Here is a 16,459-nt window from a genome sequence, read left to right on the forward strand (position 1 = left end):
GAATCGGGGCATCTTTTGCGTTGTACCGCCAGTACCGCTACCGCGCCCTATTTTTACCGAATGACCCGCCGCTTTCCGCCTTCTGTTCTGCGCCTGTGTTTGCTGCTGGCGTGCGGATGGCTGGCGGCCACTGCGGCCTGGGCCCAGCAGCGCCCCGAGGCCGGTCCGCCCAGCTCCCGCCGCTGCCGGTGGGTACTGCTGGCGGCGGAGCGCGACACCACGTTTTTTGAGCTGGCTGATACTCTTACGGTGGTGCCGTCGTCGGTGGGGGGCGGAGAACGGGCGGGCGGTAGCCTACGAGCCGCGCACGGGGCGCTACCGCTACGTGCGGCCCGCCACCCGCCTGCCGGCTTTTGAGCCCGGTCAGCCCGATATCCGTTTGCCCGTACCCCTGCGAGATTCGGTGCTGATCTGCTACCGGGTGCTGCCGTTGCGGCTGGCCGGGCCGGTGTTCCGGCGGCCCATCGGGCTAATGGACAGCGTGAATTTCCCGCGCAAGCCTTTCGGACTGGAGGATTTTGCGGTGAAGGAGCAGATTCTGGCCACGCCGGGCATCAACAAAACCGGTACTCTCTCGCGGGGTATTTCCTTTGGCAATGCCCAGAACGTGTTTGTCAACTCCGCGCTCAACCTTCAGCTCGAAGGCCAGCTCACCGACCAGATTCAGCTTACGGCCGCTATCAGCGACCAGAGCGTGCCGTTTCAGCCGGAGGGCAACACCCAGCAGCTGCAGGAGTTTGACCGGATTTACGTGACCCTGACGCACCCGCGCTGGAACCTGACGGCCGGCGACGTGGTGCTGCGCAACAAGCCCGACTACTTTCTGCGCTTCTACAAAAACATCCAGGGCGCGGCCGTGGAGGCTAATTTCGGGCGCCTGCCCACGCTGCCCGGCGCGGGGCCTACCAATACCGGCAACAGTACCATTCCGGCCCAGGCGGCTCCCGCTACCTCGGCCCGGGCCACTACGGTGCTGGGGCGGGGCCGCTTTGCCACCACCACGGCGGCGGCGGGCGTGGCTAAGGGCAAGTTTGCGTCCATCGAAATCACGCCCATCGAGAACGTGCAGGGGCCGTACCGCCTGCGTGGGCCCAATGGCGAGCAGTTTATCATCGTGCTGGCCAACTCCGAGCGGGTGTACCTGGATGGGCGCCTGATGACGCGGGGTTTCGACAACGACTACGTTATCGACTACAACCAGGCCGAAGTCACGTTTTCGCCTCAGCACCTGATTACCCGCAACACCCGCATCCGTATTGATTTCGAGTATTCCGACTTCAACTACGCCCGCTCGCTCACCCACCTGAGCCACTACCAGCAGGCCGGCCGCCTGAGCGTGCACGCCAACTACTACCGCGAGGCCGATAACCCCGACAACTCGCCCAACCTGGAGCTGACCGCCGCCCAGCGTGAGCTGCTGCGCAACACCGGCGACAACGTAAGCCAGGTAGCCACTTCGGGCATCGACTCCGTAGCCTACGACCGGCGCCAGGTGCAGTACAACCGGGATATTGTCACGAACAGTAACGGACAGCGAGTGCCGGTGTTTACGTACCCGCCCGATTCTACCCGGGGCGTGTACACGGTGCGCTTCACCAACCTCGGCGCCAACCAGGGCGACTATGTTCTGAGTTCCAACGCGGTGAGTGCCAACGGGCGCGTGTTTCAGTACGTAGCCTCTATCAATGGCGTACCCCAGGGCAGCTACGCCCCCATCCGGCTGCTGCCCACGCCCCTGCAAAAGCAGATGCTGGCCGGGGGCGCCAGCTTCCGTGTCGACTCAACCAGCACCGTGTTCGTGGACGTGGCAACTTCCCAGCTGGATCTGAACCGGTTTTCGCCCGAGGCCGACCAGGGCCAGGCGTTTCGGGTAGGCTACGCGGTGGTGGATAAGCCGCTGCGGCTGCCGGTGCTGCAGGGCTACAAGCTGCGCAGCACCCTCGACTACGAGTACACCAGCCGCCTGTTTGCGCCCATCGACCGGTACCGCGACATTGAGTTTGACCGCAACTGGAGCACCACCAGCACCGTGCTCGGGAACGGCACCCGGCGGACCCCGCGCGAAGACAACATCTTCAACTTTTCGCTGGGCGCGGTGAAGGACGCCAACAATCTGCTGAGCTACCGCCTGAGTCGGCGCTTCCGCACGGGCGAGGTGAGCGGGGTACAGCACTGGCTGGAAGGTGCCCGCCAGCTGGGCGCGGTGGAAGTGCGCGGGGCCCTGTTTCTGCTGAACTCCGACGCCGGTCGTCGCCACTCTTCCTGGGCGCGGGGTGAGGCTACGGCCCGCTACGCCCGCGGCCCCGTAGTGCCCGGCTACGCCTACCGCTTCGACAAAAACCGCGTCGCCCTGCCTTCCGGCGACTCTATTTCCTCGGCCAACTACTACGACGAGCACAACGTGTTCTTGCAGAGCCGCGACTCGGCTCGTACCCGCTTCCGGCTTGACTACAGCTTCCGCCGCGACCAGACGCCCACGCCCGAGCTGAATAATCTGCAAACCCGGGGCCGGGCCCAAACCTGGCAGGGCACGCTCAGCAGCCGTCTGGGCAAAAACCAGGAGCTGAACGTGCTGGCCACCTACCGCGACCTGGCTGCCCGCGACAGCGCCCGCCAGCAAACCGTGCTGGGCAAAATCGACTGGAATGCCACGCTGCTGCAAAACGCCCTGCGCTCGGAGCTGAGCTACAGCGTGGCCTCGGGCCGGGAGCTGAAGCGCGACTACTCCTTTCTGCCGGTGCCCAACGGCCAGGGCACGCACTACTACGCTGGCGACGCCAACCAGAATGGCCGCGAAGACAAGGAAGAGTTCTTCGAGGCCCAGACCACGGACGCCCAGTTTCGCACCCACATCAAGGTGTTCCTGCCCACCGACGACTACATCCTGGCTTTCTCCAACCGCTTCAGCTACCGCCTTACTACTTCGGCCCCGGCCCGCTGGCGCGAACAGGCCGGCTGGCGCAAAGCCGCCGCCCGCTTCAGTGCCCTTACCACCGTAAGCCTCGACCGGCGCACTACCGACAAAAGCCTCAGCTCCCGCCTCAACCCCTTCGCCTTCCAGACCGAGGATCTGTTTCTGCTCAGCCTCAACAAGCTGCTGCGCAACACGCTCTACTTCAACCGCTCCAACCCCATCTTCGGGGGCGAGCTGACGGTGCAGCAAACCCAGCAGAAGGTACTCCTCACCCAGGGCACCGATATCCGCAATCTGGCCAGCCAGAGCGTGCTGTTGCGCCGCACGCTGGCCCAGTCGTTCACGGGGCGCTTTACGTCCACGCGCTCCATCCGCCAGAACGAGTCCACCTACCTCTCGCCCCGCAACTTCCGCCTGCTGATTTATGAGGTGGCGCCCGAGCTCAGCTACCAGCCCAGCAACACCCTGCGCTTTACCGGCACCTACCTGCATACCAGCAAGCAAAACACCCTGGCAGGCCCCAATGAGGGCGCCAGCGGCGTGTTCGACGAGCTAGGCGTGGAAACCCGCCTCAGCCAGGTGGGCAAGCGCACCGTCACGGCCAATACCCGGCTGGTGCGCGTGGGCTTCGAGGGCGACCTGTCGTCGGTGGTGGGCCTGGAAATCCTGAATGCCCTGCGCCCCGGCAACAACCTCACCTGGAACCTGAACGCCGAACAGCGCCTCAGCAACGGCCTCAACCTCACGCTCAGCTACGACGGCCGCAAGCCCAATGGCCTCAGCGCCGTTCACACCGGCCGCATGCAGGTTGCAGTATTGTTTTAGCGAAGACTTGCTAGGTTACATGAGCCGTAAGGCCTAAGCCCTACGATGTGCCCTAATGTAGTTCTGTTTACTTTCCACGAGTTGGAAGTCGATGGATTCCAGACATGCCCGTAATAAGGATTCTTCTGGCTTATATCCCCAAATAATGAGTTGTTGAAAGGCTGGCGTCTGGCTGTCCACCCCATGATGCAACTCAATCATATATAAAAGGTCATCCATTGCCTGTACCTGGAAAAGTGTGAACTGGCGGAGAGAAGCTTTTCTAAGCTCGGCTACGGCATAGCGATTTTCAACGCTGTCAAGTATCCAAACCGCATCAAAAACAGGTATAGTTGCCAGCTTATTGCCGAATAGCGGGTCTTGGATCAGATGAACAGTTCGGCTAGCAGACATGCAAACTAAGTTTGGGAGAGAGAAGAATTACAAAAACTCCGTTGCGTTCAGCGTCACACGATGATTCTCCAACGCACTGTTATGTTTTACATTACTTCGCTTCCACCAGCCGCCGCACGGCCGAAACCACCGCCAGCTCTGCTTGCCCGGCCGGGGCTTTGGCGGCGTCCAGCTGCTTGAGGGCTGCTGCCTGCCACTCGGGCTTCGATGCCTCGGCGCGTTCCAGCTGCGTGAGGCGGGCCAGCGCCAGCGTCGAAACCAGGGTGAGCTGCGTGGACAGCGGGGCGTATTCCCGCAGCGTGGGGTTCAGGGCCAGGGTGGGCTGCACCTGCACGTCGTTGAGCTGCCAGCGCTGCAGCTGCGCCTGAAGCTGGCTGAGCAGGCGGCGGACTGGGGCTGTGCGCGGCAGCTGCCCACCACTGGCCTTTGCCAGCGCCAGCAGGCTATCCACTTGCACCCCAAACGTTCGAGCCACCTCCGATTCGGCCGGGGCGGCATCTACGAGACGATTGAGCGGCGTTTGGGGCGTGTACGTGAAACCCTGGAAATGGCGCTTGTATTCCTTCACCGGCTCCAGTACCTCGGCCAAGGTGCGCAGCGGCCCCACCTGCGTAGCTCCGCCCGCCAGCTGCGTGAGCAGCTGCTCCGGGGCGCGGCGGTGCTGCAAACCCAGCGTTTCCAGCTGCTGCGACACGGACCCCAGCCGTCGGTACATATCCGCCACGTCGTTTACACTCGCCGCCGACCACAGCCGCTCGGCCACGGCGGCGGCCCGGGGCCAGATGCGCGAATCCACCACCACGCTGTCGACAAACTCAGCCCAGAGTGTGGCCTCGCCGCCCAGCACGCGCTTTTTCTCCTCGGCCGTAAGGGGAGAATCGGCCGGTAGTGGGTCGGTGGTGTAGTGGCTGGCCGCTGTGAAGTAGAGGTCCAGGTAGTAGCCGTTGGAAAGCAAAGCCCGGTGGCCGGCCTTGACGGCGTCGGCAAGCCCCTTTTACCCCGCCAGCTCTGGATGATGGCCTCGGGGGGCAGCCCCGGCCCCAGAATCTCGTCCCAGCCAATCATCTGCTTGCCGTACTTCTGCACCATCGTCAGCACGCGCCGGTTGAAGTAGGTTTGCAGCTGGTGCTTGTCGGGCTGCCCTTTGGCGTTGAGAAACTTCTGGTCGCGCATGAAAGACTGGATGCGCGGATTGCGCCGCCACTGCCGCCCGTCATTCTCGTCGCCGCCAATGTGGAAATAGGGGTCGGGAAACAGGGGTATTACTTCGGCGAATAGCGAATCCAGGAACGAGTACGTGGTTTCGCGGGTGGGGTCGAGGGCAATGTTGGAGGTTCGGAAGCTCTGGTAGGGCGTATACGTGGTATCGAGCGAAGCCAGGCGCGGGTAGGCCACCTGCCAGCTGGTGGTATGGCTGGGTACATCGAACTCCGGCACCACCCGAATGCCCCGGCCGGCCGCGTACGCCAGCACCTCCCGGATCTGGGCGCGGCTGTACACGCCAGGCGTGGTGTTGAACTGGTGCAGACGCGGAAACCGCGTGCTTTCGATTCGAAAGGCCTGGTCATCGGTGAGGTGCCAGTGCAGCACGTTCAGCTTCACGGCGGCCATAGCATCGAGGTTGCGCTTGACAACCGAAACCGGCATAAAGTGCCGGGCCGCATCCAGCAGCAGCCCGCGCCAGGCAAAGCGCGGCTGATCCACAATGTCTACTTCGGGCAGCACCATGTGCCGGCCCTGGCGCTCCGGCAGCTGCTCCAGCGTAGCCAGTGCCCGCAACACCCCCAGGCTGGTGGGCGCATCAATGGATACGCCCATGGGCGTCACGCGCAGGCTGTAGCGTTCCTCATCAAATGCCTCGGGCCGCCCTACCTGGCCGTAGCGGATTTGCAGCGGCAGGGCTGTATTAGGCGGGGCGGCCGTGCCGTTGCGGTGCAGCCGGTTAAGCGTGCGCAGCACCGCCTGCGCTACCACCGAGTCAACCGGTCCATCCAGCTGGGGCCGGAGGGCCGCTTTCCAGGGCAGGCTGCTTTTACCCCAGCGAACTTCCGTGGGCACCGGCAGCAGGTTGCGAGACGCGGGAGCAGTGCCCGTCTGGGCCCCAGCCACCCGACAAGCCAAACCAAAAACAAGCAGCAGGAAAAGGCGCGGAAACATAAGCAACAGGGTAGGAGGGCCGGCAAGTTAGCCATGTCAGGGTGGCCAGCCGGCGGATACGGTACTACGCACCCGTTGCAAACATCAGGCAAGAAAAACGCCCCGGCACAGCCAGGGCGTCGTTCCTAAATGCCTGTAAACTCATTCAAAGAGCTAAAAACCAGCCTGCTTACCCCGGAAACACCTAACATACGCGCCGTCCACAAAATCCGTGAAATCCGAAAAATCCGCGCGAATCCGTTGTTCCGTCGTGGTTTATATCAGCCCCCGTGACTTGAACTCCAGGTATTTGTTGATGGTGTTGACGGTGAGGTTCTGCGGGGCCGTGAGCAGGGCGTGGATGCCGTAGCGGTTCAGCTCCCGCACAATCTGACGCTTTTCCTGGGCGAATTTCTCGGCCGTGGTCTGGTTGTACACGTCCTCGGTGGTGAGCGTGGGTGCATCCAGAAACGCCCGTAGCTCCGTGTTTTCGAAGAATACTACCAGCAGCAAATGGTCTTTGGCCATGCGGCGCAGGTAAGGTAGCTGGCGCTGCATCCCGCTCAGCGTCTCGAAGTTGGTGAATAGAATGAGCAGGCTGCGCTGGCGCACGTTGTTCTTCACGCTGATGTAGAGCCGCTCGTAGTCGGTTTCGAGGTACTTGGTTTTCTGGCGGTAAAGCACTTCCAGCAGGCGGCGCATAGTGCCCCCGCGCCGGTCGGCGGGCAGCAGGGCGCCGGGCTGGTGCGAAAATGTGATGAGCCCGGCCTTGTCGTGCTTGAGAATGGCAATGTTGCTGACCACCAGCGTGGCGTTGATGGCGTAGTCGAGCAAGCTCAGGCCCTCAAACGGCATCCGCATCACCCGGCCCTTGTCAATCAGGCAGTACACCTGCTGGGCCCGCTCATCCTGGTAGTGGTTGACAATCAGCGCATCGGTGGCCTGGGGGGCGGTGGCGCGCCGGGCCGTGGCTTTCCAGTTGATGGTGCGCGGGTCGTCGCCGAGGGTGTAGGGGCGCAGCTGCTCGAACTCCATACTCTGGCCCACCCGCCGGATGCGCTTCACGCCCACCTCCGTGAGGCGGTTATGAATGGCCAGCAGCTCGTACTGGCGCATCTGCAGAAACGAGGGGTACACCGGCACCATCCGCCCTGCCTCGAAGCGGAAGCGCCGCCGCACCAGCCCCAGCGGGGAGGCTGCCAGCACGTTCAGGGCCCCAAACTCGTACTCGCCGCGCTTGGTGGGCCGCAGCTGGTAGTGAATCACCTGCGTCTGGCCCGGCCCGATGTGGTTGCGAAAAAGCACGTCGCGCCGCTGAAACTGGTGCGGAATCTCGTCGATGGTTTCGGTGCGGATGGGAAAGCGGAAGTGGTTTTCGAGGTAGAGGTGAATGTCGTTGTCGGAGCCGTTGGCCAGCTTGTCGCCCATCACCCGCCGGCCAAACACTCTGCCCGCCCCGCCCTGCTGGGCCGGAGCGTAGAGCAGAGCCACGTCAACCAGCAGCAGCACGGCTACCAGTCCCAGCCCCAGCAGCACCGGACTCAGCCAGCCTGGCAGAAAAAATGCCACCACCAGCCCTACCACCACCGCAGCCAATGCCAGAAAAAACCGACGGGTAAGGTACAGGGACTTCACAGAGGAGAATTGAAAATGAGGAGTGAATAATGAGGAATACCTCAGAAAAGCCGCGTCATGCTGAGCGAAGCCGAAGCATCTCTACCTCTGGTTTTGATTAGCCAGAGATGCTTCGGCTTCGCTCAGCATGACAGCCAACGCAACAACCTACCGCGGCACCTCAATCTGCTGGAGGATTTGCTTCACGATGTCGTCGGGGGTCTGGCCTTCCATTTCGCGCTCGGGCGTGAGCTGGATGCGGTGCCGCAACACGTGGGGCGCCAGGTACTGCACGTCTTCGGGCGTCACGAAGTCGCGGCCGCGCAGGGCCGCTAGGGCCTTGGCGCCGTTGAGCAGAGCCAGGGAGGCGCGGGGCGAAGCACCCAGATACAGGCCTTTGTGCATGCGCGTCTGGCCCACGAGGCGGGCAATGTACTCCAGCAGGCGCGGCTCCACGTGCTGGCGGCGCACCTGCTCGCGCAGCTCGGCCAGCTCCGCTGCCGATACTACGGCCTTCACTACATCCAGCGGCGTGCCCCCGAAACCGGCGTGGTGGCCCTGCAGAATAGCAATTTCCTCTTCCACCGTTGGGTAGCCCACGTTCAGCTTGAACAGAAAACGGTCGAGCTGGGCCTCGGGCAGACGGTAGGTGCCTTCCTGCTCCACGGGGTTCTGGGTGGCCAGCACTATAAAGGGCAATGGCATAGCGTAGCAGGTGCCGTCCTGGGTTATCTGCCGTTCCTCCATCACCTCAAACAGGGCTGACTGCGTTTTGGCCGGGGCGCGGTTGATTTCGTCGATGAGGACCACGCTGGCGAAGATGGGGCCGGGGCGGAACTCGAAATCGGCCTGGGCGGGGCGGAATACGGCGGTGCCCAGCACGTCGGAAGGCATCAGGTCGGGGGGTGAACTGCAGGCGGCTGAACGGCACGGCCAGGGTGCGGGCCAGCAGCTTGGCCGTAAGGGTTTTGGCTACGCCCGGCACACCTTCCAAGAGCACGTGTCCATCGGCCAGAATGGCGGTGAGCAGCAGCTCGCCCAAGGCCTGCTGACCCACAATCACCTTGCCGAGCTCGGCCCGGATAGCATCGGCATGGCGACTGAGGGCCGAAAGGTCGGTGCGGGGCGCAAAGGAGCCCGCGTCACCCGTAGCCTCGGGCATGGCCGATAGTGGAGCGGAGGTTGCGTCAGGAGTTGGCTGTTCGGGGTGGAGGTTTTCCATATATTCGGCAGAAATCAAGTCAGAGAAGAGAAAAACAGGGTGGAATAGTTTTAATAGTAAAAAATAGATTATGGCTTAATTTATCATCTAAACTGTTCTAGAGTCACATAATGGTATAGTGCAAAATGAGCTAAATCATAATTTACCGGATAGTGCAACTTAGCTCATGGCTCGACGGAAATCATTCAGGGCCCGGTTTAACGCCAGCAGCTCTACGTCCGAAAGCTGCGGAGCCGTCAGCGCAAAGTTGATGCGGCGTACCAGGGCGTCCACTTCGGGGCGGGCCACACCGGACTTCTGACTAAGCCGCTCCCGCAGGGCCTCGTCCTGCAAATCCAGGGTAGGCTCGTGCAGCTGGGTGCGCAAATGCTCCAGGAACAGGCCGATTTTCTTTTCGGCAATAAGCTGATGGTTGCGGCCCTGCCGGTAAAGGCCGGCCACGGTGCGCGTAAACAGCAGCGTAGTATTGGGAAGAGGCTTGAGAATGGGAATGACGCGCTGGCGGCGTTTGGCCTCGAATAGCATGAACATCAGAGCGCCCAGCAAGGCCAGATAGGTGGCCCAGCGCAGGGCATCGTGGGCCATCAGCACCCGCAGTAAGGACTGTTCTCCCACCCGGCCCTGCTTCTGATACTCGTCCCACCACACCAGGCGGCCGGTGGGCAGGTAGGAGAGGGCCGCAAAAGCAAAGCCATGGGTGCGAGGCCGCAGCACGTAATAGTTGCTGAAAGCTACCGGCACTGAGCACAGGTATACGTGGCCCCGGCCGTGGGTGCGGCGAACCAGCACGGGCCGGTTGCGGGCATCGATGGCCAGCACCGTAAACTCGCCCATGCGGCTGCTGTCGGGTGCCAGGTGGTAGGAAGCCGTAAGCGCGGGGAGCTTAAACGCGGGGGCGCCAGCAGCCTTTTGCAGGGCAGCGTTGGTGAAGCTTAGGCGCACCGAATCCAGCTGCAGCTTTTTGTCTTTCGGGTTTGGCTGGTCTACCGTCGACACGCTGCGGAAGCCGAGCGTATCGGCAAACTGCAAATCGAAGTTTTCGGCCGCAATGAACACGTCGTTGCCGCGGGCAGCGTGGCGCAGCAGGGAGCGGCAGTCGAGGCGGCTGAGGCTGAAAGAGCCATTCACGAACAGGTAGGAGGCGCGCTTATAGCCCGATTCGGCCAGGCCGGCGGCGTAATCGGCATCGGTGGCATCAGCCGAGTCGATGAGAGCAGGCGCGGCGGCTGTGGCGGCCGTTGTATCCGTAGCCTCCCAGCTACTCCCGGCGCGGGTTGTATCGGCCGCTTGGTCTATCATCTCCGCTATGTCAGCCGAGTCCAGCGCGGTGGCTGCGTCGTCGGTCGGGCGGGGCTCCTCGCGGCCTTCCAGCTGGTTGTAGATGGGCACGCGCACAGTGTATACCTCGCGGGCCGGCACGGCCAGCACATGCGGCAGCTGGTCGTGCAGGACGAAGGTGCCGTAGGGAATTTTGTCTTTGTTCTGGTAGGTAGGCGCCCAGTTGAGGGGCTTGGGGCGGTAGTACTCCACGGCCACGTAAGCCGCAAACAGCAGCACCAGGCCCACCAGATACCACCGAAACGTCGTCATGCGCATAGAAATCAGGCGGCGTTACGGGTGGCTGAAAGGGTTTGCAGAAAGCGCAGGCGGGTGGCTCGGGTTTGCTGGTACTGGCTGGCTGTGAGGTCTTCGTGCTCCCCGTACCACACAAACTCAAACTGCCGTGTCAACTCCCGGAAAGCGGGCGGCAGCGTGCCCTCGGGCAGCTCGTAGAGGTAATCGTGGTTGGTTTTCTCGGGCTGCAGACGAATCAGGCCCTTATCGGCCAGCTGCTTGAGGGCCAGCAGATAGCCCAGGCGTACGGCCACCCGGTAGTTTTCCTGGCGCTCGGCCTCGGCAATAGCCGCGTCGAAGTTGATGGTTTCCAGGTCTTCACTGGCTATATCGTAGGCCAGCAGGCCGGTGCGGGGTGCCCGCCCAAAGGCCCGCGTAACGTCTACCTGCAGCAGCTTGAGCACCCCAAACACCAGCGCCGCCACCAGCAGGGCATAGACGCCGTACTTCCAGGTGAGCCGGCCGCCGCGCGTATTCAGCAGCTCGCCCAGCCATTCCCAGAAACGGCGCCAGAACAGGTCCCAGCCACTCTGCTCACTGCGCACGTCCACGTACTGAAACTCGCGCTGCCCGCGCAGCTCCCGCAGGCGCTCCGTATCGGGGGCCCGGTAGGTAGCCCGCGTAGCTGCCTGCGAAGGCACTGGGGCGGGGGCGGGCGCAGCTAAGGCCGGGGCTGCCAGCAGCAGCAAGGCCAGCAGCCACTGTTGCGCCGGAAGCTTTAGCCGCTGCTCAGGCCGCTCTAAGTGGCTTAGCAACGCGCGCAGCCAGTTAAGCGAAGCGTACAGAAAGTGCAGGCAATACGTCACCAGTCTGTTGTTTTCAAGGGAAATGCAGGCCACGGCAATAAGTTAGTATTCGCCGTCGTCGGTGGGAGAGTAGGCGCTGTTGGCAGCGGCCGGAGCGGCCGTCTGGCCCAGGCTGGCTACCAGCTGTAAAAGGCCGTGGCCTTCCTTCTGCTCTACCAGGTGGAAAAACTGAAACGCACTGGCAATCAGCGACACCACGTATAAAAACGAAACGCCCGTCATGTACAGGCACTGCACCACCATTCCAAAGACATCGGAGCTCAGCACCGGCAGCTTGAGGATTTTGCCGAACATGCTGGCGTAGAAGGGAATGATAAATACAAACGACATGGTGCCCTGAATAAGGGAGGCCACCAGCAGCAAGGCCAGCGTAGCCCACCAGCGCCCGGCCACCAGCTGGAAGCTGCGCCGCAGCGCGGCAAAGATGCCCAGGTCCTCCAGCCACATAGCCGGGAAAAACAGCGACAAGGGTACCACCACGTACAGCAGTGCGGGCAGCATCACCAGAAACAGCAGTACTACGCCCACCACTTCGTCCAGAGCAATAAGGGACACCAACACAACTGCCAGCAGCAGGTACGCCACGCCCAGCACGCCAAATGACAGGAATACCCGCCCCAGACGAGGTTTCATTTCCAGCCATACCTGCCGGGGCTGCGGCAGGGGCGCGGGCTCGTCAGTGTACAGCAGCCGCACGTAGGCGTACACGGTACTCAGCAGCAGGGCAAACGAGATGATACCGCCGATAAACGCCACGCCGATGCCGATAAAGTAGCCCGGCCCAAACGGCATGCTGCCGTTGCTGATACGTGCCGCCTCCCCTTGCTGAGTCTGTGTTATCAGGTCAAACATCGAGTTCATCATCAGCCCCAGCCCGATGCCGGCCAGCAGCGTACCGGGCAGCACGAAGTAGGCCAGGCACTTGAGCAGGGGCCGCCAGTGCGTGCCCAGAAACTCAAACGTAGCGCTGATTTTCTGCCCGAAGTCACGCTCCTGCTGGAAGTCGGCGGCGCGGGTAAAGGGTGTTTTCATAGGAACTGATGGACGTGGAGGATGAGGCCGTACGGGGTTAATACTCGCCGTCGTCGTCGGGGCGGAAGTGGTGGTTGTGGGCTACAGGCGTGGGCTGCTGCCCCAGGCTGTTGATAAGGGAGTGCAGGCCGTGGCCTTCCTTGCGCTCTACCAGGTTGAAGTACTGAAACATCACGGCCACCGCAACGAGCACATACAGAAAAGCACTCAGGGTAGTGGTGAGCAGCGCCAGAACCAGGGAAACCAGCGGAAAGTCCAGGGCATTCAGACGCAACGCTTTGCTGTATACCAGCACCGTATTCGGGATGCTAAAGATGGCGCTTAGAATCGCCACGATGATGTACATAATGACGAGCAGCCCCAGCGTCGACCACCATTTGCCTTTCACCAGGTGCAGGCTGCGGCCGAATGAGTCCGAGATGCTCCGGTCTTCCAGTACCACAATCGTCCAGACCAGACTAAGACCTATGGCCAGATAAATACCTGGTAGCAGCAGGAACAGCATACCAATTCCGACCACGATTCCGATAATAATACTGGCCGCCATCAAAGGCAGTACATAGCTTTTCACTTGCTGCCAGACCTGAGAAGGGGTTATTTCCTGGTCGGTTGGCTGCGTAATCCGCAGCCGCACGTAGCTATAGACGGTGCAGGCCAGCATACTGTGGCTGAGGGCCAGCAGAAACATGGGCAGCAAGTTCAGGCTACTCAAGGAGCTATAGCCCTGCAAGCCGCTTGTGTTGCCTTTGGCAGCAGCATCTATCAGTTCCAGTGCCTCCTGCTGGGCCAGGGCCTGCCCAATGCCCGCCAGCACTGCCGTGGGCAGCACAAAATACAGCAGGCACTTGCCCAGCGGCTGGGCGTGGGCCGTCAGAAACTCAAATGTGGCGCTGATTTTCTGGCCAAAGTCGCGCTCCTGGCAGAAATCGGCTTTGCTGGTAAACGGAGTTTTCATAGGCGAATAGAATAATGGCCTCGGCCTAGCTGGCAGCCAGGCGGCGCTGCAGCCGGATAGGATAGACAATAAAGTACCAGACAATAAACGCAGCCGACAGCCCTATAATAGTCACGCTCAAAGGCAGCGGCATGCCGGTGTGGCGCGTCACAAAGCCCTCCAGAAAGCCGGCTACCACAAATATCGGGGCCAGCCCTAGGGCCAGCTTCAGCCCGTCGCGGGCGCCTTGGCGGAAAGAGTCGCGGCGGGAGTAGGTGCCGGGGAAAAGCAGGCTGCGGCCCATGACGAGGCCCGCGCCCCCGGCCAGCACAATGGCCGAAATTTCGAGGGTGCCGTGAATCCAGATGGTGAGGATAGAAGGCAGCAGCAGGCCTTTCTGATAAAAGAAATGCTGAAAGGCACCCAGCATCACCCCGTTCTGAAACAGCATATACACCGTGCCCAGCCCGGCCAGCGCGCCCATAGCATAGGTCAGCAGCGACACGTAGATGTTGTTGACGGTGATGGCCAGGAACATGGGCGTTTCGTCCATACTCTTGTACACGGCCATAGGGTCGCCGCGCTCAATGTTGGCCAGCGTGCGGTTCACGTACTCGTCGCCCAGCACCACGCGCACAAACGTGTCGTCGTAGGCCGCCGACAAGGCTCCGATGAAGGTGAAGAGCACAAACAAGGCCAGGCTGAGGGCCAGCGTGCCGTGGTGGCGGGCCACCAGCAGGGGCAGTTCCAATTGCCAGAACGCCCGGAAGCGGTTGGTTTTCTCGGGCTTGTTGCGGTAAATGGCCTGGTGCTGGCGGGCGGCCAGGTCGTTGAGGTAGCGGGTAGTGGGCGAGCCGGGATAGAACGTCTGGGCGTAGGCCAGGTCGTCGGTGAGGGCTACGAAACGGGCCGCCAGGTCGTCGGGGCTGGCTGGGGGGCTGGCTTGGTACTGCTTCCAGCGCTCCTCATTTTGCCGCATAAATACCGCTTCGCGCATAAGAATAGCTGGCTATAACTGGCCGGGTTGAAGAGAAACTACCGCCAGGGCAGCGGCGCCGATTTGTTTACGGGCGTGAAAAATGCTGGCTTCCGGCAGAATACTTGGTAATTTGCGAACCGGGAAAACAAACGAAGATGCGCGTTTTTCCTGACCTGTAGCTATTCCGGCACCGGAAAATTTCCAAACCGCGTCAATTACCCCTAACGAGTCCGTTTGGCTGGCCGCGCGGCCGGTAGTATCTATCCTTCTCTGCCTGTATGAGTACAATTCGCGTTCAGACCACCCAGAACGTTTCCCTCGAATACGAAACCGCCAGCGTAGGTGAGCGGATCCTGGCGACTATCATCGATTATCTGGTGCTTTTCGCCTGGATCATAGTGCTGTTTTTACTGTTATCCTGGCTTGAGCCCGGCAAAAACGTTATGATCGGGCTGGGTATTGTACTCATGGCGCTTCCCTACCTATTGTACGACGTGGTTTGCGAGGTCTTTTTCAACGGCCAGACCATTGGCAAGAAAGCCCGCCACATCAAGGTCATCCGGATTGATGGCACCACGCCCCGCTTCGGCGACTACCTGCTGCGCTGGCTTTTGCGCCCTATCGATGTGTCGCTGATGTATGGCCTGGTGGCTATTATTGCGATAGTAGCCGGCGGCAAAGGCCAGCGCCTCGGGGACATGGCCGCCGGCACAGCCGTCATCAGCACAAAGCCGCGCCAGCCCGGTGGCGCCCTGGCTCCGCAGTTTCCCCAGGCCAGCTACGTGGTGGTATTCCCCCAGGCGTCGCTGCTCGCCGACCACGACGTGGCCACCATCCGCCAGCTGCTTTACAAGGGCCTGGAGCGCGAAAACTACCTGTTGCTCAACGAAGTCGCCAACAAGGTGAAAAACCTCACCGGCATCCAAACCGAAATTCCCGATGAAGCTTTCCTGCGCACCATCATCCGGGACCATGCCCACCTGGCGAGCGGTGAATGAGTAAGCAGGTGACTAAAGCTGTCAGGGCGACGCGAAACCATCCGCTCTGAGCCGTGCTAAGCATTATAATGTAAAAAGCCCCTGACGTACATAAAACGTCAGGAGCTTTTTACTTAAGCGCGGGTTGGTAGTGAGTTAAATGGATGACGCCACTTGCGCAAAGCCGCGCCAGCAGAACGTCAAACTCCCTATTTCACCAGCTCACCGCTACCACGGCACGGGCTGGTTCTGCCAGGTGACGAAAGAGCCGTTTTCTTCCATGTAGAGGCGGTCAATAAGGCGGATGATGCCGCGGGCCGAGTCGGCGGGCGGGAGGCCGGCGGTGCTGCCACCCATGCCCGTGCGCAGCCAGCCAGGGTCTACCAGCACCGAAACCAGGCCGTACTGGCTGATTTCGGCGGCCAGCGCCCGCATGTACATATTCAGGGCAGCCTTGCTGGCGGAGTAATGATAATGCTCGCCCGAAGCTTTCCACGTAATGGAGCCTAACCCCGACGACAAGCTTACGATACGGCCCTTGTCGCCGGCCTTCAGCAGGTCGAGAAAGGTTTGAGCCACCAGCAGCGGGCCAATGGCATTCACGCGCATCACCTGCAGGGCATTATCGGCCGAGAGCTGGCCCAGGCGCTGGGGAGCGGGGTCCTCGGGGCCGGCGCCGGGCAGAATACCAGCGTTGTTGATGAGCACATCCAGGCCCGCCGATACAGTGCGCACGGTCTTGCGGGCGGCTACCATCGTGGCCGCGTCCGTCACATCAAGGGCAATGACGTGCAGGCGGCCGGCGTGCAGGCCCTGCAGCGTTTGCAGGTCTTGGGCGGCGGCGGGCTGGCGGCAGGTGGCAAACACGGTGTCGCCGCGCTCCAGGTACTGGCGGGTCAGCTCCAGGCCCAGGCCTCGGTTGGCTCCGGTAATGAGGACGCGTTTCATAAGTCGAAAGAGAGAAGGTAAATCAGGTTGCGGAGCGCAGTTTACAAAACCTGGCAAACATATAC

At 61.7% G+C, this 16,459-nt stretch carries 12 protein-coding genes and 3 pseudogenes; 3 read left to right on the plus strand and 12 right to left on the minus strand.

Annotation, left to right across the window (positions count from 1 at the left end; genetic code table 11):
* Window positions 1-60 precede the first annotated feature (60 nt).
* Both LRS06_RS14705 and LRS06_RS14710 read left to right on the plus strand, forming a co-directional pair.
* On the plus strand, window positions 61-357 hold the full coding sequence (locus LRS06_RS14705; protein ID WP_257872163.1) for a hypothetical protein: 297 nt from the start codon (window positions 61-63) through the stop codon (window positions 355-357).
* Window positions 326-3,739, plus strand: a complete 3,414-nt coding sequence (locus tag LRS06_RS14710) for a hypothetical protein (protein ID WP_257872164.1) — start codon at window positions 326-328, stop codon at window positions 3,737-3,739. The genes LRS06_RS14705 and LRS06_RS14710 overlap by 32 nt, the downstream gene beginning before the upstream one ends.
* Window positions 3,740-3,772: 33 nt before the next feature.
* On the opposite strand, the gene LRS06_RS14715 is transcribed toward LRS06_RS14710, so the two are convergent.
* The 11 genes and pseudogenes from LRS06_RS14715 to LRS06_RS14760 all read right to left on the minus strand — a co-directional run bounded on the left by LRS06_RS14715 (window position 3,773) and on the right by LRS06_RS14760 (window position 14,487).
* Window positions 3,773-4,132, minus strand: coding sequence for a hypothetical protein (locus tag LRS06_RS14715; RefSeq protein ID WP_257872165.1), 360 nt, complete (start codon window positions 4,130-4,132; stop codon window positions 3,773-3,775).
* Window positions 4,133-4,223: 91 nt separating this feature from the next.
* Window positions 4,224-4,931 (minus strand): hypothetical protein, encoded by a 708-nt coding sequence (locus tag LRS06_RS14720; protein ID WP_257872166.1) that lies wholly within the window; start codon window positions 4,929-4,931, stop codon window positions 4,224-4,226.
* Window positions 4,932-5,087 (minus strand): annotated as a pseudogene (locus LRS06_RS25555) (hypothetical protein); the annotation flags it as partial.
* A 50-nt stretch (window positions 5,088-5,137) separates the two neighbouring features.
* Window positions 5,138-6,289, minus strand: a pseudogene (locus LRS06_RS14725) (beta-N-acetylhexosaminidase); the annotation flags it as partial.
* A gap of 255 nt (window positions 6,290-6,544) precedes the next feature.
* Entirely contained in the window at window positions 6,545-7,903 is a 1,359-nt protein-coding gene (locus tag LRS06_RS14730) for a DUF58 domain-containing protein (RefSeq protein WP_257872168.1), read from the minus strand.
* 147 nt (window positions 7,904-8,050) lie between these two features.
* A pseudogene (locus LRS06_RS14735) lies at window positions 8,051-9,044 on the minus strand (AAA family ATPase).
* 219 nt (window positions 9,045-9,263) lie between these two features.
* Window positions 9,264-10,694 carry a DUF4350 domain-containing protein gene (locus LRS06_RS14740; RefSeq protein ID WP_257872169.1) on the minus strand — a complete coding sequence of 477 codons (1,431 nt, stop codon included), beginning with the start codon at window positions 10,692-10,694 and terminating at the stop codon, window positions 9,264-9,266.
* An 11-nt stretch (window positions 10,695-10,705) separates the two neighbouring features.
* Entirely contained in the window at window positions 10,706-11,557 is an 852-nt protein-coding gene (locus LRS06_RS14745) for a DUF4129 domain-containing protein (protein WP_257872170.1), read from the minus strand.
* A gap of 9 nt (window positions 11,558-11,566) precedes the next feature.
* Complete coding sequence (locus LRS06_RS14750; protein WP_257872171.1) at window positions 11,567-12,556, minus strand: hypothetical protein; 990 nt, start codon at window positions 12,554-12,556, stop codon at window positions 11,567-11,569.
* 37 nt (window positions 12,557-12,593) lie between these two features.
* A complete protein-coding gene (locus LRS06_RS14755; RefSeq protein ID WP_257872172.1) occupies window positions 12,594-13,511 on the minus strand; it encodes a hypothetical protein in 918 nt (305 codons plus the stop codon).
* Window positions 13,512-13,536: 25 nt separating this feature from the next.
* Window positions 13,537-14,487: a stage II sporulation protein M gene (locus tag LRS06_RS14760; RefSeq protein ID WP_257872173.1), complete on the minus strand. Its 951-nt coding sequence runs from the start codon at window positions 14,485-14,487 to the stop codon at window positions 13,537-13,539.
* A gap of 260 nt (window positions 14,488-14,747) precedes the next feature.
* On the opposite strand from LRS06_RS14760, the gene LRS06_RS14765 reads away from it, so the two are divergent.
* Window positions 14,748-15,467, plus strand: a complete 720-nt coding sequence (locus LRS06_RS14765) for an RDD family protein (RefSeq protein ID WP_257872174.1) — start codon at window positions 14,748-14,750, stop codon at window positions 15,465-15,467.
* Between the two features lie 207 nt (window positions 15,468-15,674).
* Here the strand turns inward: LRS06_RS14765 and LRS06_RS14770 are convergent, their stop codons facing one another.
* Window positions 15,675-16,394: an SDR family oxidoreductase gene (locus LRS06_RS14770; RefSeq protein ID WP_257872175.1), complete on the minus strand. Its 720-nt coding sequence runs from the start codon at window positions 16,392-16,394 to the stop codon at window positions 15,675-15,677.
* Between the last annotated feature and the right edge of the window lie 65 nt (window positions 16,395-16,459).

Origin of the sequence: Hymenobacter sp. J193 (assembly GCF_024700075.1) — a bacterium.
Lineage (GTDB): Bacteria > Bacteroidota > Bacteroidia > Cytophagales > Hymenobacteraceae > Hymenobacter.